Genomic DNA, 23,510 nt, shown 5'->3' with positions numbered 1-23,510 from the left:
ATGGCCCGATGCTAAAGAGTTTGTTGCTACTGATAGCGTAGCAACTTAAGGGTAAACACTGGCGCCCAAACGGGGCAGAGTTTTCCCTTGGTTTGACCTTTGCCAAGGATTTTGGAGGTGCTTGGCAAAATGGGTCAGCAGCCCGGTTCCATATGCACAGAATATGCCTATATATAGGGAATATGGGTCTGCTCCATTAATCCCCCATGGGTCCAACGGATTCGCGCGAATCCACGGGTTTCACCGATAGCTGCGCGCGTCCTCGATCACGCGGCCATCGTTGGGCAGGCTGCCCGGCGGCACCATCTGCACCTCGCCACGCAGCTTGGTCACTTCGCGGATGGCATCACCCAGTTGGCGGGCCAGGCCTTCGGCGGTCTCGGTGGTTTCCACCTGCAGCAGCATCTGGTCGTTGGCCATCTCGCCGCTGACCACCAGGCGTGCACGCAGCACCTGCGGAAAGCGCCTTGCGATGGCGGCCACCTGGCCGGGGTGCACAAACATGCCGCGCACTTTGGTGGTCTGGTCGGCCCGCCCCATCCAGCCCTTGATGCGGCTGTTGGTGCGGCCCGTGGGGCAGGTGCCAGGCAGTACCGCCGAGAGGTCGCCGGTGCCAAAGCGCACCAGCGGGTAGTCGGGGTTCAGCGTGGTCACCACCAGCTCGCCCACCTCACCCTCGGGCACGGGGTCGCCGGTGCCGGGGCGCACAATTTCCACGATCACGCCTTCGTCGAGCACCAGGCCTTCGCGCGCGCTGGTCTCGTAGGCGATCAGTCCGAGGTCGGCCGTGGCATAGCACTGGTATCCTGCAATGCCGCGCTCGGTGAACCAGTCGCGCAGCGAGGGCGGAAACGCCTCGCCCGAGACCAGGGCCTTGGTCACGGTGGGCAGGGCCACACCCATCTCTGCGGCCTTCTCGACGATGAGCTTGAGGAAGCTGGGCGTGCCGATGTAGCCGGCCGGCCGCAGCTCGGCCATGGCCTGCACCTGCTGCTCGGTCTGGCCGGTGCCGCCGGCAAACACGGTGCAGCCCAGCGCATGGGCGCCCGTCTCCATCATGGAGCCGGCGGGCACGAAGTGGTAGCTGAAGCTGTTGTGGATCAGCTCGCCCGCGCGAAAACCCGCGCCGTACATCGCGCGCGCCATGCGCCAGTAGTCGCGCCGCGTGCCCTCGGGCTCGTAGATGGTGCCGGGGCTGGCGAACACACGCGGCATGGCGGCACCGAAGTTGAGGGCGCTGAAGCCGCCGAAGACACTGGTGGCGCGGCCAGCCTGCTGGCGCTCCAGCAGCTCGTGCTTGCGTGTCACGGGCAACTGCGCGAGGGCTGCGCGGCTGGTGATCGCCGATGCGTCAACGCCTGCCAGGATGCCGGCAAAGGCGGTCGATGCCGTCTGGGCGTGGGCCACCTGGCCGGGCAGGGCGGCAAGCAGGGCCGCTTCGCGCGCCCTCGGGTCGCGGGTTTCAAGATCGTCGTAGTGGGCAGCGGTCATGGAATGCTTTCGGGTGCGAACAATGCAAAGACAGGCTTCAGGCCAGCCAGCGCTTGCGGCGCTTGTAGCTCTTGACGTCCTTGAAGCTCTTGCGCTCGCCGCCGCCCACGCCCAGGTAGAACTCCTTGACGTCCTCGTTGCTGGCCAGGTCGCTGGCCGCGCCGTCCATCACCACGCGGCCGCTTTCCATGATGTAGCCGTAGTCGGCGTACTTCAGGGCCATGTTGGTGTTCTGTTCGGCCAGCAGGAAGGTGACCTTTTCCTTGGTGTTCAGGTCCTTGACGATGTTGAACACCTCTTCCACGATCTGCGGCGCCAAGCCCATGGAGGGCTCGTCGAGCAACACCATGCTGGGGTTGGCCATCAGCGCACGGCCGATGGCGCACATCTGCTGCTCGCCACCCGAGGTGTAGGCCGCCTGCGAGGTGCGCCGCGTCTTCAGGCGCGGGAAGTAGTTGTAGACCTTCTCCAGGTTGGCCGCGATCTCGGCCTTGCTGGTGCGGGTGTAGGAGCCCGTCATCAGGTTCTCTTCAATGGTCAGGTGGGCGAAGCAGTGGCGGCCCTCCATCACCTGCACCACCCCGCGCTTGACAAGGTCCGCCGGCGAGAGGTTCTCGATGCGCTCGCCGCGCAGCTCGATGCTCCCCTTGGTGACCGCGCCGCGCTCGCCCTGCAGCAGGTTGGAGACGGCCCGCAGGGTGGTTGTCTTGCCCGCCCCGTTGCCCCCCAGGATGGCGACGATGCTGCCCTCGCGCACCTGCAGCGAGACGCCCTTGAGCACCAGGATCACGTGGTTGTAGATGACTTCGATGCCATTGACGTTGAGAACGATGTTTGTAGCTTGTTCCATATGTCGTTACCGGTTGACCAATCGGCAGGCCTGGTGCGCACGCATGGCGTGCGCTGCAAGCCTGTCGGTTGGCGGCTCCTTGGGGAGCCGCACCGTGGCGAGGGCGGCAGGACGTCGTGCCCTGCGCGCCATTCACATCAAGACTGGCAATCTGCGGCTTCGCGGCGGCTCATCTTCTTGTCTGCCAGGTACTTGTCGGCACCGGCCTTGACCATGGGCTTGAGAATCTGCTCATCGGCCTGGTACCAGTCAGAGGAGAAGTTCCACTTGCTGCCGTCCCAGGTGTGCACGCGGGCCCAGGTGGAGCCCATGTGGTCGGCGCAGCTGGTGGACAGGGGGCGCATCACGCCGCCAAAGCCCATGGCATCAAGCTTCTTCTGGTCCAGTGCGAGGTTTTCCATGCCCCAGCGCACCTGCTCGCCGGTCATGACCTTGCCCTTGCCGAAGCGCTCCTGCGCGCGGCGCACCGATTCCACGGCCAGCATCTGGATGATCACGCCGCGCGTGTACAGCACCGAGCCCACTTCGTCCTTGGGACCCGTGCCCTGGCTCTTGTCGTGCACGTGCTTGAGGATGTCCTGGATGACCTTGCTCTGCGTGCCGTAGCCGTTCAGCGCCAGTGCGTGGTAGCCCTTGGCGCCTTCGCCCACGTCGCGCACGTCAGGCTCGGCACCGGCCCACCACACACCGTAGAGCTTGTCGCGCGGGAAGCCCGTGGCCTGTGCTTCCTTGAGGGCGGTGGAGTTCATCACGCCCCAGCCCCACAGCAGCACGTAGTCGGGGCGGCTCTGGCGCACCTGCAGCCAGGTGGCTTTCTGCTCCACGCCGGGCGCAGTCACGGGCAGCATCTGCAGCTCGAAGCCATGCATCTTGGCGCGCTCCTGCAGCAGCGGGATGGGTTCCTTGCCGAACGGGCTGTCGTGGTAGACCAGGGCGATCTTCTTGCCCTTGAGCTTGTCCATGCCGCCCGCACCCTTGCCGATGTGCTGGATCAGGATGTCGGCGCCGGTCCAGTAGCTGCCCATGAAGGGGAAGTTCCACTTGAAGGCCTGTCCGTCCTGCGCAACCGACAGGCCGTAGCCCAGCGTCATCAGCGGGATCTTGTCGACAGGCGCCTTCTCGGTCAGCGCGAAGGTGATGCCTGTGGCCTGCGGGTCGAACAGCGCCACGCCGGGCTTGCCTTTCAGGCGCTCATAGCATTCCACGCCGCGGTCGGTGGCGTAGCCGGTTTCGCATTCTTCAAAGGTCAGCTTCACACCGTTGATGCCGCCGTCACGGGCGTTGATCATCTTGATGTAGTCCTGCTTGCCGTTGGCCCATGGCACGCCGTTGGGTGCGTAGGGGCCGGTGCGGTAGGACAGCAGCGGGAAGAACTGCTCCTTGGCTTGCGCGAAGGCGCTCGTCGCAATGGACGAAGCACCTGCAGCAACCACCGCAGCGGCGATCACGAGTTTCGAAAGCTTCATGGATGTCTCCTTTGAATGAATGTGTTGAAGCACGGGGGAAAACAGTCGGGGTGAGCTACCGAGTGGACGCGGCCAGCGGGCGCGCCACATCGGGGATTGCGAGTAGGGACTTTCCTTGGGGCTGCATGGGCATGAGCGAACCTGCTCAGTGCGGGAAGGGCCAAAGCCTGAGCTTCTGCTTGCCCGTGGACCACAGCTTGGCCAGGCCGTGGGGCTCGACGATCAGGAACCAGACGATGAGCGCGCCGAAGATCATCAGCTCGGCGTGCGACACGCCGGCCGTGGAGATCTGGATGCCGAAGGCGCCCAGCAGCGCCGGCAGGAACTGGTTGAGCACGATGGGCAGCACGACGATGAAGGCCGCACCGAAGAAGCCGCCCATGATGGAACCCAGACCGCCGATGATCACCATGAACAACAGGCGAAAAGAGATCTCCACCGAGAAGGCCGCCGGCTCCCAGGCGCCCAGGTGCACAAAGGCCCACAGCGCACCGGCCATGCCGATGATGAAGGAGCTGACGGCAAACGCGCTGAGCTTGGCGTACATCGGGCGGATGCCGATCACGGCCGCAGCCACGTCCATGTCGCGGATCGCCATCCACTCGCGGCCGATGGCGCCGCGCACCAGGTTCTTGGCCAGCAGCGCCACCACCACCAGCACGGCCAGGCAAAAGAGGTACTTGCTGGTCGCGCTCTCGATGGGCATGCCGAAGACCTGCAGGCTGTTCACCGACACCGAGCCCGAGTCGGAGTTGTTGGTGAACCACTTGATGCGCAGGAACATCCAGTCGCTGAAGAACTGCGCGGCCAGCGTCGCCACCGCGAGATACAGCCCCTTGACGCGCAGGCTGGGCAGCCCGAACAGGATGCCGAAGAAGGTGGCGCACAGGCCGCCCAGGATCAGCGCCGGGATCAGCGGCATGCCGGGGATGCGCACGAAGAAGTTGTAGGCCCCGTAGGCCCCCACGGCCATGAAGGCACCCGAGCCCAGCGAGATCTGCCCGCAGTAGCCCACGAGGATGTTCACCCCCAGGGCCGCCAGCGCCATGATGACGAAGGGGATCAGGATGGCGCGGAAGATGTAGTCGCTGGCCAGCATGGGCACGGCGATGAAGGCCACGGCCAGGATGAGGAAGATGGCGATGCGGTCCTGCGCGATCGGGAAGATCTGCTGGTCCGAGCGGTAGCTGGTCTTGAACTGGCCGTTTTCGCGGTAAAACATGGGAGTCTCCTGCTGGTTCTTGTTATGGGTTAAACGCGATCGATGATCTTTTGCACGGGGGCGCACCTGCGGTGCCACGCGGCGCCTTCGGCTCCGCTGACAACGCGCGTTGCGCGTTGTGCCTCCTTCGAAAAATCATTGCTCTCGTATTTCATACGCGATCAATGATTTTTTCCCCGAACAAACCCTGTGGCCTGAAGAGAAGGAACACCAGCGCCAGCACATACGCAAACCAGATCTCGATGCCCCCTCCCACGTACGGGCCCAGGTAGACCTCGGAGAGCTTCTCGCCCACGCCGATGATCAGGCCGCCGATGATGGCGCCGGGCACCGAGGTGAGGCCGCCCAGGATCACCACGGGCAGGGCACGCAGCGCCACGGTGGTCAGCGAGAACTGCACGCCGAGCTTGGAGCCCCAGATCATTCCGGCCACCAGGGCCACGACGCCGGCCACGCACCAGACGATCACCCAGATGCGGTTGAGCGGGATGCCGATGGACTGGGCGGCCTGGTGGTCGTCGGCCACGGCGCGCAGGGCGCGGCCAGTGGAGGTCTTCTGGAAGAAGACACTGAGCAGCACCACCAGCGCGGCGGCAATGCCGGCGGCGATCACGTCTTCCTTGTTGATCAGGATGCCGCCCTGGAACAGGGATTCGAGCGCGAAGATCGGTTCCTTGGGCATGCCAATGTCGATCTTGTAGATGTCGCTGCCGAACATCGTCTGGCCCAGGCCTTCCAGAAAGTAGGTGATGCCCAGCGTGGCCATGAGCAGCGTGGCGCCCTCCTGGTTCACGAGGTGGCGCAGCACCAGCTTCTCGATCAGCCAGGCCACCACGAACATGATGGCGCCCGCGATGATGAAGGCCGCCACGGTGGCGACCACGGGGCTGGTGATGCCCGTCCACTTGGGGATCCACTCGGCAAAGCGTGCCATGGCCAGGGCGGCGAACAGCACCATCGCGCCCTGCGCGAAGTTGAAGACGCCCGATGCCTTGTAGATCAGCACGAAGCCCAGCGCCACCAGCGAATACAGCATGCCCGCCATGAGGCCGCCGATGAGTGTTTCAAGAAAGAATGCCATGGTTTTGTTCTCCTGCGCGTTCAGTGCGACGTGCCCAGGTAGGCACTGATCACGTCTTCGTTGTTGCGCACTTCGTCGGGGGTGCCGTCGCCGATCTTCTTGCCGTAGTCGAGCACCACCACGCGGTCGGAGATGTCCATCACCACGCCCATGTCGTGTTCGATGAGCACGATGGTGGTGCCGAACTCGTCGTTCACGTCGAGGATGAAGCGGCACATGTCCTGCTTTTCCTCGACGTTCATGCCCGCCATGGGCTCGTCGAGCAGCAGCACCTGCGGTTCCATGGCCAGGGCGCGGCCCAGGTCCACGCGCTTTTGCAGGCCATAGGGCAACTGGCCCACGGGGGTCTTGCGGTAGGCCTGGATTTCCAGGAAGTCGATGATGTGCTCGACGAACTCGCGGTGGCGGATCTCCTCGCGCTCGGCCGGGCCGATGCGCAGCGCCTGCAAGAGCAGGTTGCTTTTGATCTTCAGGTTGCGCCCGGTCATGATGTTGTCGATCACGCTCATGCCCTTGAACAACGCCAGGTTCTGGAAGGTGCGGGCCACGCCCATCTCGGCCACCTGGCGCGAGTTCATGTGCGAAAACGTCTTGCCGCGGAAGGTGATGGAGCCATCCTGCGGCGTGTACACGCCGTTGATGCAGTTGAGCATGGAGCTCTTGCCTGCGCCGTTGGGCCCGATGATGGCGCGAATCTCGTGCTCCCGGACGTTGAACGAGATGTCGGTGAGCGCCTTCACGCCGCCAAACCGCAGGCTGATGTTCTTGACGTCGAGGATGACGTCGCCGATCTTCTTTTGGTTCATGGTGGGGTGTTGCTGCTCGGGCGGGTAGAGAGCGGGTTTCATGCGGCGGCCTTGACGGATGCGAAGGTCTTAGTTACGGCATAACTTGCTTCGCAAGTGAGCCTTCTCTGAAACGATCCCATCATGCGGCTCTCCGCACGCTGGGATACGTTTTGGTGTCCGACAGCTTGAGCGTGGCGCTCACGCTGCCCGTGCGGCCGTCCTCGAACTTGACCTGGGTTTCGATGAACTGCTCGGTGCGCCCGGCGTACAGCGCCTCGACCAGCACGCCGTATTTGTCGGCGATGAAGCCGCGGCGGACCTTGTTGGTGCGTGTGAGCTCGCCGTCGTCGGCATCGAGCTCCTTGTGCAGCACCAGAAAACGGCTGACCTGGCTGCCCGCCAGCAGGGCGTCGGTTGCCAGGTCGGCGTTGACCTTCTCCACGCACTCGCGGATCAGTTCGTACACCTCGGGCTTTTGCGCCAGATCGGTGTAGCCGGCGTAGGGGATGTTGCGGCGCTCGGCCCAGTTGCCCACGGCGTCGAAGTCGATGTTGACCATCACGCACACCTTCTCGCGGCCGTCGCCCAGGGCCACGACTTCCTTGATGTGCGGGAAGAACTTGAGCTTGTTCTCCACATACTTGGGCGCGAACATGGCGCCGTCGTTGGCGCCGCCCTTGATGCGGCCCACGTCCTTCACGCGGTCAATGATCTTCAGGTGGCCATGCGCGTCGAGGAAGCCCGCGTCGCTGGTGTGGTACCAGCCATCGGCCGTGAGCACCTCGGCCGTGGCCGTGGGGTTCTTGTAGTACTCCTTGAGCAGGCCGGCGGACTTGACGAGGATTTCGCCGTTCTCGGCCACCTTGATCTCCACGCCGCGGATGGGCACGCCCACGGTATCGGCGCGGGCCTGGTTGTCGGGCTGCAGGCAGACGAACACTGCGGTCTCGGTGGAGCCGTAGAGCTGCTTCAAGTTAATGCCGATGGAGCGGTAGAAGGTGAACAGGTCGGGCCCGATGGCCTCGCCCGCCGTGTAGGCCACCCGCACGCGCGAGAAACCCAGGTTGTTGCGCAGCGGGCCATAGACCAGCAGGTTGCCCAGGGCGTACTTGATGCGGTCGAGGCCGCCCACGGGCGCGCCGTCCATGAGGGCCGGGCCCACGCGCTGGGCCACAGCCATGCAGGCCTGGAACATCTTGCGCTTCAAGGTGCCGGCGTCTTCCATGCGGATCATCACGCTGGTGAGCAGACCTTCGAAGATGCGCGGCGGCGCGAAGTAGTAGGTGGGGCCCACTTCCTTCAAATCGATGGTGACGGTGCTGGCCGACTCGGGGCAGTTGACCACGTAGCCGCAGGCCAGCCACTGCGCGTAGCTGAAGATGTTCTGGCCGATCCAGGCCGGGGGCAGGTAGGCCAGCACCTCTTCGCTGCCGGTGAGCTTGTCGAACTCGGCACCGGCCGAGGCGCGGTCGAGCAGGGTGCTGTGGGTGTGCACCACGCCCTTGGGGTTGCCCGTGGTGCCCGAGGTGAAGAACATCGCGGCCACGTCCTCGGGCTGTACCTTGGCGACCTCGTCACGGAACCACTTCGGGTGCTGGGTGGCAAAGGCCTTGCCGGATTCGATCAGCGCATCCAGCGACGACAGGCCTTCTTCCTGGTAGTTGCGCAGGCCCCGCGGGTCGTCAAAGAAGATGCGGGCGATCTGCGGGCACTGCTCACGGATTTCGAGCAGCTTGTCGACCTGCTCCTGGTCTTCCACCAGGCAAAAGCGCACCTCGGCGTTGTTCAGCGGGAAGATGCATTCGGCGCCCACGGCGTCCTGGTACAGCGGCACCGGAATGGCGCCCAGCGACTGAGCGGCCAGCATGGTGGCGTACAGGCGCGGGCGGTTGGCACCGATCACCACCATGTGCTCATGGCGCTTCAGACCCGCCTGGTGCAGGCCGGCCGCCACATGCTCCACCAGCGTCGCCAGGTCGGCCCAGCTGTGGGCCTGCCAGATGCCATATTCTTTTTCGCGCAGGGCCGCAGCCGTGGGGCGCTCGGCGGCATGCTTGAGCAGCAATTGCGGAAACGTGGTCTTCATTCCGGTTCCTAAAAAATGAGGGGGTGTCCGCCCGGTGACAGCCGGGAGCGCGGCCTTGTGGCTGCGTGATGGAAGGGATGCTAGGGCCGACTTTGACGCCGTCTTGTCTTGCCGACGACAATTTACGGGAAACTACCCCTTGGGTGAAACCCTGCCCCCTTGGTGCCGTGGTTTGGCGGCGGCAGCAGGCGGGGTATCTCCGGGCACTTCACGATGGGGCGGTATCCTCACGGGCATGTACGCCCCGTTCTTCGGTCTCCAGCACCCTCCGTTCTCCATCGCCCCCGACCCGCGCTATCTTTTCATGAGCGAGCGGCACCGGGAGGCCCTGGCCCACCTGCTGTACGGGCTGGATGCCGGGGGCGGCTTCGTATTGCTCACGGGCGAAGTGGGCGCGGGCAAGACCACGGTGTGCCGCTGCTTCCTGGAGCAGATCCCCGAGCACTGCAATGTGGCCTACATCTTCAACCCCAAGCTCACGGTGGGTGAGTTGCTGCGCTCGATCTGCGACGAGTTCGGCGTGCCGCACAAGGCGGCGGTGCCGGGCCACGAGACGGTAAAGGACTGCATCGACCCGCTCAACGCCTCCCTGCTGGCCGCGCACGCCGCCGGGCGCAACAACGTGCTCATCATCGACGAGGCGCAGAACCTGGAGGCCGACGTGCTGGAGCAACTGCGCCTCCTGACCAATCTGGAGACCAGCGAGCGCAAGCTGCTGCAGATCATCCTCATCGGCCAGCCGGAGCTGCGCAACATGGTGGCGCGCCCGTCGCTGGAGCAACTGGCCCAGCGCGTGATTGCGCGCTTCCACCTCGACGCCCTGAGCCCGCAGGAGACACAGCAGTACATCGCGCACCGCCTGGCCGTGGCCGGTCTGCACGGACCGGTGCCGTTCAGCCGGCGCGCCCTCAGGCGCGTGCACGCGCTGTCGCGCGGCATACCGCGGCGCATCAACCTGCTGTGCGACCGGGCGCTGCTGGGGGCCTATGCGGCCGGCACGCGTGAAGTCAGCACGGCCATCGTCGAGCGGGCCGCGCGCGAGGTCTTCGGTGCACCGGTGGCTGCCTCGGGGGCTGCCGCAACTCCCAACGCCAAGGGGGGGCTGCCCCGCTGGGCGGTGGCCGGAGTGGGCGTGGTGGCTGGGGCTGCCATCGTGGCTGCTGCCGGCTGGGCCCTGAGCGTGCGTCCCTTGCAGGGCCCACCAGGTGCGGCGGGGCGAGTGGCCACGCCAGCGGCGGCACCGCAGCGCAGTGCGTCCAGCACCGCGTCGACCCCACCAGCAGCAGCGACCTCTGCCCCCGCTTTGCCATCTGCTGCCGTACCGGCGCCAGCGGCCTCTGCGGCATCGGCCGCAGCGGCGCCTGCCGCCTTGTCCGGACTGCAGCAGTTTCTGCTGGCGCAGCCGTCCAACGATGTGTCGGCCTGGCAGGCCCTGGCGTCGGCCTGGGGCGCGACGCTGCCCGATGGGGCCGACGCCTGCACCACGCTGCCGCGCGACGGACTGCGCTGCTACCGCAACCGCCGTGCGGGGCTGAACCTGATCCGCCAGATCGACCGTCCCGTGCTGCTCACGCTGTTCCCCTCGGAGGAGGGTGACAATGCCGTATCGGCCGTGCTGCGCAGCCTGGATGCGGAGCTGGCCACGCTGGAGAGCGGTGGCCGCACGCTGCACGTGCCGCTGGCCGACCTGGCGCAGGTCTGGCGCGGCGACATGGTCACGCTGTGGCGCGCCCCGCCCGGCATGCCCGACAAGGGCGAAATCACCGAAAGTCCGGCGGGGGCAGTCTGGCTCGACGCGCGCCTGGCTTCCAAGGCAGCCGGGGGCCTGGGCCCCAGCAGCCGGCCCATGACGCCGGCGCTTCGCCAGTCGCGCATCCACCGATTCCAGATGGCCCAGGGCGTGACGCCCGACGGCCGTGCGGGCCCCCTGACCCTCATACTGCTCAACCGCGCCACCGGCGTGAAAGAACCGCGCCTGCGCACCGGAGCCTGATCCCCATGTCCTACATCCTTGATGCGCTGCGGCGCGCAGAAGCCGAGCGGGGCCGGGGCGCCGTGCCGGGTATCCATACGCAGGCCATGCCCGCGACGAGCGCCTCCCCGGGGGCTGACCGGGCCGGTTCTGCCAACCTGCTGGTGATCGGGTCGGCCGTGGTGGCCGTGGCCGCCCTGGCCGCGGGGGGCACCTGGTGGGCCATGCAGCGCAGTGATCCCGCCAGTGGGGCAGTGGTTGCTTCGGCGCCGCAGGCCCCTGTGCCCGCAGCGCCCGTTGCACCACCGGTTGCCGGAGCGGCACCGCCCGCCGTGTCCGCGCCCACAGCGCCTGCCGCCGCTCCCCTGGCGCCCCTGCCAGCGCCTGTGGCCAGCCCGCCCATCACGCCCGCCAGGGTGGAGCCGCGGCCGGTGGCTCCACTGCGCCTGGCTGAGCCGGTACGTGAGAAGCCTGCCGTGGTGGCTGCGCCCGCACGCACCCGTGACGCCGAGGTGCCACGCGAGCCCGCCGCGCGCGCGCAGGCACCCCTGGCCCCCGCACCCGCCGTGGCGGCGGCGCCCGCTGCCGCACCGCCCAACGGCCCGGTATTCGCCCAGAACGACCTGCCGCCCTCGGTGCGCGAGCAGTTGCCCGCGCTGCAGGTCACGGGCGCCACCTATTCCAGCAATCCGGCGCACCGCATGGCCATCGTCAACGGCCAGGTGCTGCAGGAGGGCGACCAGGCCGCGCCGGGGCTCAAGCTCGAACGCATCGAGCAGGGCCGCACCGTCTGGTCGTTCCGCGGCTACCGCTACGCCGTGGCGCCGCAGTAGTCTATGGGGTTGACAGAACTTAGCGCAAGAAGCGCCCGTCCCGGCCGATCAGGGTGAGTTCGACGAAGCGCGAGGCATTGCGGTCCGGCGTGCTGGCATTGACCTCGAAGCCGCCCAGGTCCCATTTCTTGAGGTTCCAGGTGGCGTCGATGAAGGCCGTACGCGTCGGGTTGCGGCCGGCGCGCTGCAGGGCCTCGGCGAACACCCGGGCGTTGAGGTAGCCCTCCAGCGCCAGGTGCGAGGGTTCGGCCGTGGCACCCGAGGCCTTCCATGCCGCCTGGAACTCGCGCACCACGGGCATCACCACGTTGGAGGGCAGGGGCACCACCTGGGAGATGGCCATGCCCGTGGCATCGGCGCCCAGCGCCTTCACCGTGGCGGGCGTGCCCATGACCGACAGCGCATACAGCGTCACGCCGCGCTTGAGCGCGCGAAATGCCTTCACAAACTCCAGCGTGGGCTTGCCCGCCAGGCCGATGACGATGGCTTCGAGGTCCGAGCCTGCCAGTTTTGCGGCCGCAGCGCCGGCGTCCGCAGCATTGTTCTCCACCGTCACGGTGACGGCCGCGGGCAGCTTGAGCCGGCCCATGGACTGCTGGGCCGCCGTGAACACCTCTTTGCCGAAGGCGTTGTTCTGGTAGACCATGCCGATGCGCTGGATGCCGATGGTGGACAGGTGCTGCACCAGCTTCTCGGCCTCGTCGGCATAGCTGGCGCGGATGTTGAACACGCTGCGCGCGTTCTTCGTGCGCGTGAGCTGGGCGCCGGTGAACGGGGCGAAGAAGGGCACGCCGCTGTCCACCACCTTGGGCAGCATGGCCTCGATCATGGGCGTGCCCATGCAGTTGAAGAGGGCGAAGTTGCCCGGGTCGGCGAGGAACTTGTCCACATTGGCCAGGGCCTTGGGCACCTCGTAGGCGTCGTCCAGCGTGGTCAGCTCGATGGCGCGGCCGTGCACGCCGCCCTTGGCGTTGATGCCCGCAAAGGCCGCCTTGGCGCCCTGGTGCATGGCCGAGCCCAGGTCTCCGAGTGGTCCGGTGAGGGCGGTGGATTGGCCGATCCGGATCGCCCCCTCCTGTGCCGTGGCCTTGCCCCAGTGCGCCAGTGGCAGGGCGATGGCGCTGGCCAGCAAAGTGCGCCGCTGCAAGTGCGGGCTCGGGGTGTGGGTGCTGCCTGTGGTCATGGTGGTGGTGTCTCCTTGGGGTCGTGGCCGCGCGCGAAAATGCCTGGCAGGCGGCCATCATCCGCAGGCGAATGGCGCAGATCTATCGTTGCGGCGACAATTCGCATCGTGGTATTCCCGCACGCACTCCGCCCGCTTCGCCCCTCCATCGCGCTCCATGAACCAGGATCTGTCACTGCACCAGCGCCGGCGCCTGCCCACCGAGGCCGAGCTGGCCAACATCCCGTGGCTGAGGCCGCTGCAGCCCGCCGAGCGCGAACGCGCCGAGGCAGCCCTGTTGGTGGGCGATGCCGCGCCGGGGGATTACGTGTGCCGCGTGGGCCGGCCCGTGACCTACTGGTTCGGTGTGGTGGAGGGGCTGCTGAAGATGAGCAGCGACAACGCACAGGGCCAGACCATGACCTACACCGGCGTGCCGCCCGGCGGCTGGTTCGGCGAGGGCACCGCCATGAAGCGCGAGCCCTACCGCTACAACATTCAGGCGCTGCGCAAGAGCATCGTGGCCGGTCTGCCGATCGACACCTTCCACTGGCTGCTGGACCATTCCATCGGCTTCAACCGCTTCGTGATGAACCAGCTCAACGAGCGGCTGGGCCAGTTCATCGCGGCGCGTGAGATCGACCGGCTGAACAACCCTGATGTGCGCGTGGCGCGCAGCCTGGCCTCGCTGTTCAACCCGGTGCTTTACCCTGGGGTGGGCGAGGTGCTGCGCATCACGCAGCAGGAACTGGCCTATCTGGTGGGCTTGTCGCGCCAGCGCGTGAACGAGGCGCTGGCGGCGCTGGAAGTGGAGGGCGCCATCCGTGTGGAATACGGCGGCCTGCGGGTGCTGGACCTGGCGGCGCTGCAGTCCAGCATCTTTCAGCGCCTGGCTGAGCCGCGCTAAATGCTCAGGCGCGCGGCAGCGCGGGCATGGCAGCCGTGCGCTGGCCCAGTGGAGTGGGGGCTGGCACGGAGGCCGCGGCGTCTGGGGAGCCACTCCATTCGCGGTCGTCGGTGCGGTCGCGGCTCAGGCGGAAGGTGTGCACCATCTGCGTCAGGCGGCTGGCCTGTTCCTTGAGGCTGTCGGCGGCGGCAGCACCTTCCTCCACCAGCGCGGCGTTCTGCTGCGTCATCTCTTCGAGCGCGCCCACCGAGTGGCTGACCTCGCCGATGCGCTGGCTCTGCTCCTGCGTGGCGGCGGTGATCTCGCCCATGATGTCGGACACGCGGCGCACGGACATCACCAGTTCCTCGATGGTCTTGCCCGCGTGGTTCACCAGGGCGCTGCCCTCCTGCACATGCTCGACGCTGGCGCCGATCAGCGTCTTGATCTCCTTGGCGGCCTGGGCTGCGCGCCCGGCCAGGCTGCGCACCTCGCTGGCCACCACGGCAAAGCCGCGGCCTTGCTCGCCCGCACGGGCCGCTTCCACCGCCGCATTGAGCGCCAGGATGTTGGTCTGGAAGGCAATGCCGTCGATCACGCTGGTGATGTCGGCGATCTTGCGCGAGCTGCCACTGATGGTGTCCATGGTGCGTACCACCTGCGAGACCACTTCACCGCCACGCGTGGCCGCGTCCGACGCCGAGGAGGCGAGCTGGTTGGCCTGGCGTGCGGCGTCGGCGCTTTGCGACACGGTGCCCGTCAGATCGGCCAGGGCATTGGCGGCGCCCTGCAGGTTGTGCGAAGTCTGCTCGGTGCGCTGGCTCAGGTCGAGGTTGCCCGAGGCGACTTCGGAGCTGGCCACGAGGATGGATTCCGCCGTGCCGCCGATGTCACCCACTAGGCTGCGCAGCCGGTCCTGCATGGCGGCAATGGCTTCGAGCAGGCGGCCGGTCTCATCGTGGATGCGCACTTCCACCTGCGAGGTCAGGTCGCCGCGTGCAATGCGCTCGGCCACCACCACCGCACGGCCGATGGGGGCGGTGATGCTGCTCGTGATGCGCCAGGCGATGAGGGCGCCCAGGCCAATGGCCAGCAGCACCAGCGCACCACCCGTCCAGCGCGCCCGGCTCTGCGTCACCTCGGCCGAGGCCGTGGCCTGGCTGTTCAAGGTGTTCTGCAGTTCGATCAGCTCGGCCAGCTTGCCGCGCCAGGCGGTTTCCAGCGGCGCGACTTTGGTCATGAGGTTCAGCGTGGCGCTCACGGTGTCGCCATCGTCGGCGGCCTTCATCGCGGCGTCCAGCTCGGGGCGGCTCTTGCGGCCGAATTCCTGCACCTCGGCCAGGAGCTTGCGCTCGGCATCGGTGGTGCCGTCGGCCTTGAACAGGTCAGACAGGCTGGCCTCCTGGCGCGCATAGCCCTGCACGGATTTTTCGGCGTTCTTGATCTGGTCGCGGGCCTGCTTGGGATCGATCTCGTTGAGCATGGCGGCAGAGCGGCTCTGGATGCCGATGGCGCTCACGCTGTCCAGCATTTCGTTGACCAGCCGGGTCTTGGTGGCCCCGGTGCCGGTGACCTGCTGCAGATGCTCGTGCAGTTTTCCCACCGAGAGCTGGCCCACGGCGGCCACTGCCATCAGCAGGACCAGCAGGCAACCGAAGCCCAGGCCCAGGCGGCTGGAGATCGACAGGGATTTGATAGGCGAGGCGGCCGGCATGGAGGTCCTTGGCTGTTGAATGCAATGGGGTAACACGAAGCAATAACGGTGCCCAGGCAGGCGGGTGGCCTGTCACTATCGTGGCGCAGGGTGGGCGTACACAGTGTAGGGACAAATGTCACAAAGTGTTATGACGCTTCAGGATGGCCCCATGCGCAGCGCGCATGGCCGCTGTTACAAATGGGGTGCCATGCCCGGGGCATGGGTGCGGGCCAGGGGGAACCCTTGGGTGCTTGCCGATTCGCAGGCCATCAAACGTCCCCTGTTACATATTCCGCAGGGAGTGGGTGCTATCGTTTTTGACGGGAGCGCCAGCGCAGGATGTTCACTCTAGTGCAGCATGCCGAAGCCCTATCGGGTATAAACCCGTTACAGTTTCAGCAAAGGTCCTCCATGAGCCGCTTCCACACTTTTCGCCCTCTGCATGGTGTCCTGGCCACGATGGTGCTGATGGGTCTGGCCGCATGTACCGGCGGCCCGATGCCTGATGCATCGGAGCGACGAGAGCGCCTCGTGGCGGTGACGGCAGACCACGAACTCATCGTGTTCGATGCGCGCCGACCCGATACCGTGCTGGAGCGTCGGCGCGTGACGGGCCTGGCCTCGGGCGAGCGCCTGGTCGGTGTGGATTTCCGCGTGGCCAAGGGCGTGCTGTATGCCCTGTCCCAAGCGGGGCGCCTGTACACGCTGGATATTTCTTCCGGGGCACTGACGGCTGTGGGCTCCGCGCCGGCCGCGCTGCCGCTCACGGGTGGGTCTTTCGGTGTCGATTTCAATCCGGCGGCGGACCGCATCCGCGTGGTGTCGTCCTCCGGGCTGAACCTGCGGCTGCACCCGGACACCGGCGCCGTGGTCGATGGCGACCCCGCCCAGCCGGGCGTGCAGCCCGACCCCGTGCTGCACTACGCGCCTGGCGATGTGAACGTTGGCCGCGTGCCCGACGTGGTGGCCGCCGGCTACACCTACAACCCGCAGGACAGCAAGATCACCACCAACTACGCCATCGACCGTGCCCGGGGCGCGCTGGTGATGCAAGGCTCGCGCGAGGGCGCCACCCCGGTCGTCTCGCCCAACAGCGGCCAGTTGCGCACCGTGGGCCCGCTGGGCCTGGGGCCGCTGTCCGATGCCTCCTTCGACATCTCCGACGTGGGCAACGTGGCCCTGCTGGCCACGCGCACTTCCGGCGATCCGCGCTCGCGCCTGTACAAGGTGGATCTGGAGACCGGCCGTGCCGTATCGCTGGGCGTGATCGGCAGTGGGGCCCCTCTGGCGGGCATGGCGATAGAGCCATGAGTTCGCTGCCCGTCCTGGCGCAACGGCTGCTGGCGCACGGGTGTGTGCTGGCGGGCTGTGTGGCGGCCATGGCGGGCGTGGCGCAGGCGGCCTCGGTGCAGGTGGAGGTGCTGGACACGGCGGGAAAGCCTCTGGCCGATGCCATCGTGTTCCTGGAATCTGCCGACGCGCGGCGTCTGACCAAGCCCTTGCCCGGTGTGGAGATGGCACAGGAAAAGCGCCAGTTCGTACCGTCGGTGATGGTGGTGCCGGTGGGCAGCGAGGTGTTGTTTCCCAATCGCGATACGGTTCGGCACCACGTTTACTCCTTTTCGCCGACCAAGAAGTTCGAACTCAAGCTGTATACGGGAACCCCTTCCAAGCCGGTGCTGTTCGACCAGGCGGGCGTCGTGCTGCTCGGCTGCAATATCCACGACCAGATGATCGGCTGGATCCTGGTGGTCGACACGCCCTACTTCGCCAAGAGCCCCGCAGGCACGGGCAAGGCCCTGCTCGACAACGTGGTGCCCGGTGCCTACAAGCTGCGCACCTGGCATGCGCGCCTGCCGGTGGGCGCGGCCGCGCTGGAGCAGGCGATCACCGTGCCGGCCACGGGCATGGCCACGGCCTCGGTGCGCATGGCGGGACTGCAGCCTTGAACCTGTCCCTGTTGCGGCGCAGCCTCATCCTGAAGCTGGTGGGCATTTCGCTGCTATTGCTGCTCATCGTGCAGGCGGCGGGCTTTGCCGTGGTGCGTGCCAGCATCGAGCGCAATGCGCGCAGCCAGATCGCCCGCGCCCTGGATACCGACGAGAACGTCTGGCGGCGCCTGCTGGACCAGAACGCGGACAAGCTGCGCCAGGGCTCGGCCCTGCTGGCGGCCGACTATGGCTTTCGCTCGGCCATCAATTCGGACGATGCGGAGACCATCCAGTCGGTGCTGGAGAACCACGGCAGCCGCATCGGCGCGGCCGTGACGGCACTGTTGGGCACCAACCTGGAGCTGCGCGCCGCCAGCCTGTCGGACGACATGCTGGATTTTCCCGCCACGCTGCGCCAGGTCGTGCCACCGCTGGCGGCCCAGCCGCAGGGCAGCCAAGTGGCGGTGATGGCCGGCGTGCCCTACCAGTTCGTGATGGTGCCCATGCGCGCGCCGGTGGTCATCGGCTGGGTGCTGATGGGTTTTCCCATCGGCCAACCCCTGGCCGAGGAAATGCGGCAACTGCTGTCGGTGCAGGTGGCCGTGGTGGTCAGGGCGGCGGATGGCCGTGTGTCGGTGCCCGTGACCACTCTGTCGGGCCCGGCGCTGGCCGGCCTTCATCGCCAGGGCCTGCCGATTGCGGAGCTCAAGACCGATGAGGGCACGCTGTTGGTGCGCGAGGCCCCGCTGGGCAACGCGGGCACTGAAGTGAAAACACTGCTGCTGCGCTCGGTGGACGAGGTGGTGGCCCCCTACCAGCAATTGCAGGTGCTTCTGGCCATCATCACTGTGGCCGGCGTGCTGCTGTTTGCGGCGGGCACCGGCCTGGTGGCGCAGCGCCTGGCCACGCCCCTGCGCTCCCTGCTGGCCGCCACGCAGCGCCTGTCGCGCGGCGAATACGGGGTGCCGTTGGGGCATACCGGGCGCCAGGACGAGATCGGCAACCTGGCCCGCTCCTTCGACCGCATGCGCCTGGACATCGGCAGCCAGCAGGCCGAAATCCGCCGCCTGGCTTATTGGGACCGGCTCACGGGCCTGCCCAACCGCGAGCGCTTTCGCGAGGCGGTGGTGCACGCCATCGCCGCACAGGAGGAAGGCTCCGTGCAGCCCTTGACGGTGCTGACGCTCGACCTGGACCGTTTCAAGCACGTGAACGACGTGCTCGGCTATGCCTTCGGCGACCGCCTGCTGCAGGCCGTGGCCGAGCGCCTGCAAAAGCAGTTGCCGGGTGACAGCGACATGGTGGCCCGGCTCGGCGGCAACGAGTTCGCGCTGCTGCTGCGCACGGGTGCCCAGGAGGCGTACGCGCTGGCCCAGCGCATCAACCAGTCCTTCGAGGAGCCCCTGGCCTTCGAGGACCAGACGGTGGACCTGAGCGCCGGCATGGGCTTCGCCTGCTGGCCGGCTGACGCTGGTGATGCCGACACCCTGCTCAGCCGCTCCGAGATCGCCATGTACGCCGCCAAGCGCAAGCTCAGCGGCGCGCTGCGCTACGACGCCTCCTTCGACTCGGCCAGCACGCAGACCCTGTCGCTGCTGACCGAGCTGCGCCACGCCGTGGAGCACAACGAGCTGCGCCTGTACCTGCAGCCCAAGGTGCCGCTGCATGGCCAGGCCGGCCTGGCGGCCGAGGCGCTGGTGCGCTGGCAGCACCCGCAGCGCGGCCTGGTCCCGCCGATGGACTTCATCCCGTTTGCCGAGCAGACGGGCTTTGTGCGCCAGCTCACACTGTGGATGTTCGAGGAGGTGGCGCGCCTGCTGGCCGACCCGCGCACGGCGGAGATGCCGCTGCGCATATCGGTCAACCTCTCCACGCGCGACCTGCTGGACCCGGAGCTCAGCGCGCGCCTGGCCACCATCCTTGCGCGCCATGGCGTGCAGGCCAGCGCCTTCTGCCTGGAGATCACCGAAAGCGCGATCATGGACGACCCCCAGCGCGCCGAGGCCATGCTCAACCGGCTGTCCGAGCAGGGCTTCAAGCTGTCCATCGACGATTTCGGCACCGGGTATTCGTCGCTGGCCTACCTCAAGCGCCTGCCGGTGGACGAGCTCAAGATCGACAAGTCCTTCGTGATGGGCATGGAGTCCGGCGAGGACGATGCGATGATCGTGCGCTCCACCATCGACCTGGCCCACAACCTGGGCCTCACGGTGGTGGCCGAGGGGGTGGAGACCCTGGCCATCCTGGACCGGTTGCGCGCCCTGTCCTGCGATGAGGCGCAGGGCTACCACATCAGCCGCCCGCTGGGGGCCGAAGACTTCCTGGCCTGGCAGTCCCGCCAGATCGCCAACGCCGCCACGCCATAACGGCTACGGGGCCGCCATTTGGTGCCCGCTCTGCAAGCTTGGCCGCCCAAATGCCTGCGCAGAGGTGAAAATACGGGCAATGTCTTCTTCCCGTCCTCCTGCCGTCCCAGCCGCCGAGCCTGGTGACCCGCTGCCCCGGCGCGCCGTGTTGCGCCGACCCGCCGCGCCGCCTGTTGCTTCTTCGTCACCCGCTGCGGCCACGTCCCGCGCCCCTGCGCCTGGTGCTGCCCGTGGCAATGCGCGGCCCGATGCGCGCCCGCCGTCTCGCCCTGCCGCTGCAGCACCCTCGGCACGCGGCAACGTGTGGCGAGCAGAGCCCGCGCCGCCGGCCGCCCCGCGTGGAGCCGCTTCTGCCAAGGGTGCCCGGCCGTCCGCCCCTGCTGCTCCCGTGCGCCCAGCGGTGCCGGTCAAGGCCACCGCAGCCGCTGCAGGCACCTCGCGCCTGAACAAGCGCATGGCCGAACTCGGCCTGTGCTCGCGCCGCGAGGCCGACGACTGGATCGCCCACGGCTGGGTCAAGGTCAACGGCGAGGTGGCGCCCATGGGCCTGCAGGTGCTGCCGGCCGACCGCATCGAAGTGGACAAGCGGGCCCAGGGCCAGCAGGAGCAGCAGGTCACCATCCTGCTGCACAAACCCATGGGCTACGTGAGCGGGCAGGCCGAGGACGGCCACACGCCTGCCGTGGCGCTGATCAACCCCCGCACCCACTGGCGCGACGACCCGGGGCGCATGCGTTTTTCGCCGCCGCAGTTGCGCGGCCTGGCGCCGGCCGGCCGGCTGGACATCGACTCCGTGGGGCTGCTGGTGCTCACGCAGGATGGGCGCGTAGCGCGCCAGCTGATCGGCGAGGACTCCACCGTGGACAAGGAGTACCTGGTGCGCGTGCAGTACGGGGATGTGGCGCTCGACGTGCAGGCGGCGTTTCCGCCTGCACAGCTGGCGCGCCTGTGCCATGGGCTGGAGCTCGATGGCCAGCCGCTCAAGCAGGCCCGGGTGGAGTGGCAGAACCCCGAGCAGCTGCGCTTCGTGCTCACCGAGGGCAAGAAGCGCCAGATCCGCCGCATGTGCGAGCAGGTGGGCCTCAAGGTGGTGGGGCTCAAGCGCATCCGCATCGGGCGGGTGACGCTGGGCAACCTGCCCGTGGGGCAATGGCGCTACCTGTTGCCGCACGAGCAATTCTGAGAGGCTGAGAGTCTTTCATCCATGCCTGCTGTGCACGCCAAAACACCCTGGCTCGTCGTTGCAAATGCTCGCCATAGCCCGAGCTATGGCTGTGCTTTGCGCCTAGATCCAGTGCGTTTTGACGCGCCCTTCGGACACGGCTAAAAAATTCTCAGCCTCTGAGTCCCGCGCGGCTCCAGCCATTTTTCATTGACCGGAGCCAGCCATGCCATCCAAACCCTCCCCCGCGCGTGCCTTGCGCCAGTTGCGTCCCTCCGACCTGCGGGGGGTGGCCCGCCTGGCCACCCAGGCCACGGCCAGCATCAGCCGCGTGGCTGAAGGGGTGCACCAATCGGTGCTGGGCACGATGGGCCTGCCGGGAGGCCCCACGCCGGGCCGCACGCGCGGCCTGACCGGCATGGTCTATGGCAGCGTGCGGGGCATCACCAGCCTGGTGGATGCCGGCCTGCAGGCAGCCTTGGTGCGGCTGGAGCCGTTCATCATGGGCGTGCCCGAAGAGGCGCAGGCGGTGCCGCGCGAGCGCCAGGCTGTGCTGGCCGCGCTCAATGGCGTGATGGGTGACCGCCTGGCGGAGGATGGCAACCCGCTGGCCACCTCCATGGGCTTTTTTCAGCAGGGCCGGCCGCTGGATCCGGTAGCCCTGGGGGCGGCGGGCACGGCATCGGTCCACCTGCTGGTGCTGGTGCATGGCCTGTGCATGAACGACCTGCAGTGGGAGCACGAGGGCCATGACCATGGCGCGCACCTGGCGCAGGCGCTGGGCTGCACGCCTGTGTACCTGCGCTACAACACCGGGCTGCACACCTCCACCAATGGTGCCGAGCTGGCGCGCCAGTTGCAGACCCTGGTGGCGGCCTGGCCGGTGCCGGTCACGCAACTGAGCATCGTGGGCCACAGCATGGGTGGGCTGGTGGCACGCAGCGCCTGCCAGCAGGCCGAGCAGGCGGGCCTGCCCTGGCGCGGCCTGTTGCGCCACCTGGTGTGCCTGGGCACGCCGCACCATGGCGCGCCGCTGGAGCGTGCCGGCCACTGGGTGGATGCGCTGCTGGGCAGCACCCCGTACTCGCGCCCCTTCGCCCGCCTGGCCCAGCTGCGCAGCGGCGGCATCACCGACCTTCGCTATGGCCATGTGCTGGATGCCGACTGGCAGGGGCGCGATCGTTTCCGCAAGAGCCCGGATGTGCGCACCCACCTGCCATTGCCTGAGGGGGTCTTGTGCTGTACCGTTGCCGCAACGCTGGCAGCCCAGCGCAGCCCGGTGGCGGAGCGGTTGGTGGGCGACGGCCTGGTGCCGCTGCACAGCGCCCTGGGCTGGCATGATGACCCTGCGAGGCGCCTGGCGTTTGCCGCAGCGCAGCAGTGCGTGGTACACCGGGTGGGCCACCTGCAATTGCTGGGCAATGTCCGTGTGGCGCGGCAACTGGCGCTTTGGCTCGCACCGGCAGGCTGAACACCAGTGCCGGCTGTCGCCTTTATTTGTGCTCGCGCGCCAACTGGGGCGCGGGCATTGCTACCATCGTGCCATTCGCGCCGCATGTAACAAGGAGAAACGCAGTGAGCGACAAAAAATACCGCCTCGTGACCCGCAGCGACTTTGACGGCCTGGTGTGTGCCGTGCTGCTCAATGAGCTGGACCTGATCGATGACATCACCTTCGTGCACCCCAAGGACATGCAGGACGGCAAGGTACCGATCACCGAACGGGACATCACCACCAACCTGCCCTACGTGCCTGGCGCGCATCTGGTGTTCGACCACCATGAATCTGAAACCGTCCGCAACTCGGGGCGGCGCGACAGCAACCACATCATCGAGGCGCATGCGCCCTCGGCGGCACGCGTGGTCTACAACCACTATGGTGGCAAGGCGGCGTTTCCACGCATCACCGACGAGATGATGGCGGCGGTGGACCAGGCAGACTCGGCCCAGTACTCGCGCGAGGACATCCTGAACCCCGAGGGCTGGGTGCTGCTCAATTACCTCATGGATTCGCGCACCGGCCTGGGGCGCTTCCGCGAGTTCCGCATCAGCAACTACGCGCTGATGATGGACCTCATCAAGTACTGCCGCGACCACACCATCGAAGAGATCCTGGCGCTGCCCGACGTGCAGGAGCGCGTGGCGCTCTACCGCGAGCACGCGCCCAAGGCCAAGGATCAACTGCTGCGCTGCGCCATCAAGATCAGCAACCTGGTGGTGCTGGACCTGCGCGACGAGGAGACCATCTGGGCGACCAACCGCTTCATGATCTACGCGCTGTTCCCTACGGCCAACATCTCCATCCACATGATGTGGGGGCTGCAAAAGCAGAACACCGTGCTGGCCACCGGCAAATCCATCCTGGACCGCAGCAGCCAGACCCATGTGGGCAACCTCATGCTGGAGTTCGGCGGTGGCGGCCATGCCGCCGCAGGCACCTGCCAGGTGGCCAATGACAAGGCCGACAACATCCTGCAAGCGCTGATTCAGCGCATCACGCTCGACCGCTAAGGTGGCC

18 protein-coding genes are annotated in these 23,510 nt (G+C 67.2%); 9 read left to right on the top strand and 9 right to left on the bottom strand.

Translation table 11 applies throughout. The annotated features are described in order from the left end of the window. Nucleotides 1-240 precede the first annotated feature (240 nt). The 7 genes from ACSQ9E_RS26385 to ACSQ9E_RS26355 all read right to left on the bottom strand — a co-directional run bounded on the left by ACSQ9E_RS26385 (nt 241) and on the right by ACSQ9E_RS26355 (nt 8,984). Nucleotides 241-1,491 (bottom strand): phenylacetate--CoA ligase family protein, encoded by a 1,251-nt coding sequence (locus ACSQ9E_RS26385; RefSeq protein WP_057199885.1) that lies wholly within the window; start codon nt 1,489-1,491, stop codon nt 241-243. 37 nt (nt 1,492-1,528) lie between these two features. Further along, nucleotides 1,529-2,341, bottom strand: a complete 813-nt coding sequence (locus ACSQ9E_RS26380) for an ABC transporter ATP-binding protein (RefSeq protein WP_057199886.1) — start codon at nt 2,339-2,341, stop codon at nt 1,529-1,531. Nucleotides 2,342-2,478: 137 nt separating this feature from the next. Then, nucleotides 2,479-3,807, bottom strand: coding sequence for an ABC transporter substrate-binding protein (locus ACSQ9E_RS26375; RefSeq protein ID WP_436219596.1), 1,329 nt, complete (start codon nt 3,805-3,807; stop codon nt 2,479-2,481). Between the two features lie 145 nt (nt 3,808-3,952). Beyond that, nucleotides 3,953-5,029 (bottom strand): branched-chain amino acid ABC transporter permease, encoded by a 1,077-nt coding sequence (locus ACSQ9E_RS26370; RefSeq protein WP_057199888.1) that lies wholly within the window; start codon nt 5,027-5,029, stop codon nt 3,953-3,955. A gap of 151 nt (nt 5,030-5,180) precedes the next feature. Further along, nucleotides 5,181-6,110, bottom strand: a complete 930-nt coding sequence (locus ACSQ9E_RS26365) for a branched-chain amino acid ABC transporter permease (RefSeq protein ID WP_057199889.1) — start codon at nt 6,108-6,110, stop codon at nt 5,181-5,183. 20 nt (nt 6,111-6,130) lie between these two features. Beyond that, a complete protein-coding gene (locus ACSQ9E_RS26360) occupies nt 6,131-6,916 on the bottom strand; it encodes an ABC transporter ATP-binding protein (RefSeq protein WP_057199890.1) in 786 nt (261 codons plus the stop codon). Between the two features lie 121 nt (nt 6,917-7,037). Continuing rightward, on the bottom strand, nt 7,038-8,984 hold the full coding sequence (locus tag ACSQ9E_RS26355; RefSeq protein ID WP_057266486.1) for an AMP-dependent synthetase/ligase: 1,947 nt from the start codon (nt 8,982-8,984) through the stop codon (nt 7,038-7,040). Between the two features lie 235 nt (nt 8,985-9,219). Here ACSQ9E_RS26355 and ACSQ9E_RS26350 point away from each other — a divergent pair, with 235 nt between their 5' ends. Together ACSQ9E_RS26350 and ACSQ9E_RS26345 are read left to right on the top strand one after the other, a co-directional pair. Beyond that, a complete protein-coding gene (locus tag ACSQ9E_RS26350) occupies nt 9,220-10,977 on the top strand; it encodes an ExeA family protein (protein ID WP_436219595.1) in 1,758 nt (585 codons plus the stop codon). Between the two features lie 5 nt (nt 10,978-10,982). Continuing rightward, nucleotides 10,983-11,789 carry a general secretion pathway protein GspB gene (locus ACSQ9E_RS26345; RefSeq protein ID WP_428002670.1) on the top strand — a complete coding sequence of 269 codons (807 nt, stop codon included), beginning with the start codon at nt 10,983-10,985 and terminating at the stop codon, nt 11,787-11,789. A 19-nt stretch (nt 11,790-11,808) separates the two neighbouring features. Here the strand turns inward: ACSQ9E_RS26345 and ACSQ9E_RS26340 are convergent, their stop codons facing one another. Then, nucleotides 11,809-12,972, bottom strand: a complete 1,164-nt coding sequence (locus ACSQ9E_RS26340) for an ABC transporter substrate-binding protein (RefSeq protein ID WP_436219594.1) — start codon at nt 12,970-12,972, stop codon at nt 11,809-11,811. Between the two features lie 157 nt (nt 12,973-13,129). Between ACSQ9E_RS26340 and ACSQ9E_RS26335 the strand changes: the two genes are divergently transcribed. Continuing rightward, nucleotides 13,130-13,858, top strand: coding sequence for a Crp/Fnr family transcriptional regulator (locus ACSQ9E_RS26335; RefSeq protein ID WP_057199895.1), 729 nt, complete (start codon nt 13,130-13,132; stop codon nt 13,856-13,858). 4 nt (nt 13,859-13,862) lie between these two features. Here the strand turns inward: ACSQ9E_RS26335 and ACSQ9E_RS26330 are convergent, their stop codons facing one another. Continuing rightward, on the bottom strand, nt 13,863-15,551 hold the full coding sequence (locus ACSQ9E_RS26330) for a methyl-accepting chemotaxis protein (protein ID WP_436219593.1): 1,689 nt from the start codon (nt 15,549-15,551) through the stop codon (nt 13,863-13,865). 393 nt (nt 15,552-15,944) lie between these two features. Between ACSQ9E_RS26330 and ACSQ9E_RS26325 the strand changes: the two genes are divergently transcribed. The 6 genes from ACSQ9E_RS26325 (at nt 15,945) to ACSQ9E_RS26300 (ending at nt 23,503) form a co-directional block, all read left to right on the top strand. Then, a complete protein-coding gene (locus tag ACSQ9E_RS26325) occupies nt 15,945-16,844 on the top strand; it encodes a DUF4394 domain-containing protein (RefSeq protein WP_436219592.1) in 900 nt (299 codons plus the stop codon). Further along, on the top strand, nt 16,841-17,482 hold the full coding sequence (locus ACSQ9E_RS26320; RefSeq protein WP_436219591.1) for a methylamine utilization protein: 642 nt from the start codon (nt 16,841-16,843) through the stop codon (nt 17,480-17,482). The genes ACSQ9E_RS26325 and ACSQ9E_RS26320 overlap by 4 nt, the downstream gene beginning before the upstream one ends. Beyond that, on the top strand, nt 17,479-19,830 hold the full coding sequence (locus tag ACSQ9E_RS26315; RefSeq protein WP_436219590.1) for a putative bifunctional diguanylate cyclase/phosphodiesterase: 2,352 nt from the start codon (nt 17,479-17,481) through the stop codon (nt 19,828-19,830). Before ACSQ9E_RS26320 ends, ACSQ9E_RS26315 begins: the two co-directional genes overlap by 4 nt. Nucleotides 19,831-20,218: 388 nt before the next feature. Then, nucleotides 20,219-21,013, top strand: a complete 795-nt coding sequence (locus ACSQ9E_RS26310; RefSeq protein WP_436176589.1) for a pseudouridine synthase — start codon at nt 20,219-20,221, stop codon at nt 21,011-21,013. A 205-nt stretch (nt 21,014-21,218) separates the two neighbouring features. Next, on the top strand, nt 21,219-22,463 hold the full coding sequence (locus tag ACSQ9E_RS26305) for an esterase/lipase family protein (protein WP_057199899.1): 1,245 nt from the start codon (nt 21,219-21,221) through the stop codon (nt 22,461-22,463). 104 nt (nt 22,464-22,567) lie between these two features. Then, a complete protein-coding gene (locus ACSQ9E_RS26300) occupies nt 22,568-23,503 on the top strand; it encodes a hypothetical protein (protein WP_057199900.1) in 936 nt (311 codons plus the stop codon). Nucleotides 23,504-23,510 lie beyond the last annotated feature (7 nt).

Source organism: Acidovorax sp. LjRoot118, from assembly GCF_964253575.1.
Classification (GTDB): Bacteria; Pseudomonadota; Gammaproteobacteria; order Burkholderiales; family Burkholderiaceae_C; genus Acidovorax.
Note: the sequence above shows the minus strand (reverse complement) of the source record. Positions and strands in the feature narration are given on the sequence as shown.

What these genes read in the sequence shown, in the direction of transcription:
- ACSQ9E_RS26325 (WP_436219592.1), top strand. Translation starts at nt 15,945, where the DNA reads ATGAGCCGCTTCCACACTTTTCGCCCTCTGCATGGTGTCCTGGCCACG.
- ACSQ9E_RS26360 (WP_057199890.1), bottom strand. Translation starts at nt 6,916, where the DNA reads ATGAACCAAAAGAAGATCGGCGACGTCATCCTCGACGTCAAGAACATC.
- ACSQ9E_RS26345 (WP_428002670.1), top strand. Translation starts at nt 10,983, where the DNA reads ATGTCCTACATCCTTGATGCGCTGCGGCGCGCAGAAGCCGAGCGGGGC.
- ACSQ9E_RS26330 (WP_436219593.1), bottom strand. Translation starts at nt 15,551, where the DNA reads ATGCCGGCCGCCTCGCCTATCAAATCCCTGTCGATCTCCAGCCGCCTG.
- ACSQ9E_RS26355 (WP_057266486.1), bottom strand. Translation starts at nt 8,984, where the DNA reads ATGAAGACCACGTTTCCGCAATTGCTGCTCAAGCATGCCGCCGAGCGC.
- ACSQ9E_RS26380 (WP_057199886.1), bottom strand. Translation starts at nt 2,341, where the DNA reads ATGGAACAAGCTACAAACATCGTTCTCAACGTCAATGGCATCGAAGTC.
- ACSQ9E_RS26375 (WP_436219596.1), bottom strand. Translation starts at nt 3,807, where the DNA reads ATGAAGCTTTCGAAACTCGTGATCGCCGCTGCGGTGGTTGCTGCAGGT.
- ACSQ9E_RS26385 (WP_057199885.1), bottom strand. Translation starts at nt 1,491, where the DNA reads ATGACCGCTGCCCACTACGACGATCTTGAAACCCGCGACCCGAGGGCG.
- ACSQ9E_RS26370 (WP_057199888.1), bottom strand. Translation starts at nt 5,029, where the DNA reads ATGTTTTACCGCGAAAACGGCCAGTTCAAGACCAGCTACCGCTCGGAC.
- ACSQ9E_RS26320 (WP_436219591.1), top strand. Translation starts at nt 16,841, where the DNA reads ATGAGTTCGCTGCCCGTCCTGGCGCAACGGCTGCTGGCGCACGGGTGT.
- ACSQ9E_RS26365 (WP_057199889.1), bottom strand. Translation starts at nt 6,110, where the DNA reads ATGGCATTCTTTCTTGAAACACTCATCGGCGGCCTCATGGCGGGCATG.
- ACSQ9E_RS26335 (WP_057199895.1), top strand. Translation starts at nt 13,130, where the DNA reads ATGAACCAGGATCTGTCACTGCACCAGCGCCGGCGCCTGCCCACCGAG.
- ACSQ9E_RS26305 (WP_057199899.1), top strand. Translation starts at nt 21,219, where the DNA reads ATGCCATCCAAACCCTCCCCCGCGCGTGCCTTGCGCCAGTTGCGTCCC.
- ACSQ9E_RS26350 (WP_436219595.1), top strand. Translation starts at nt 9,220, where the DNA reads ATGTACGCCCCGTTCTTCGGTCTCCAGCACCCTCCGTTCTCCATCGCC.
- ACSQ9E_RS26340 (WP_436219594.1), bottom strand. Translation starts at nt 12,972, where the DNA reads ATGACCACAGGCAGCACCCACACCCCGAGCCCGCACTTGCAGCGGCGC.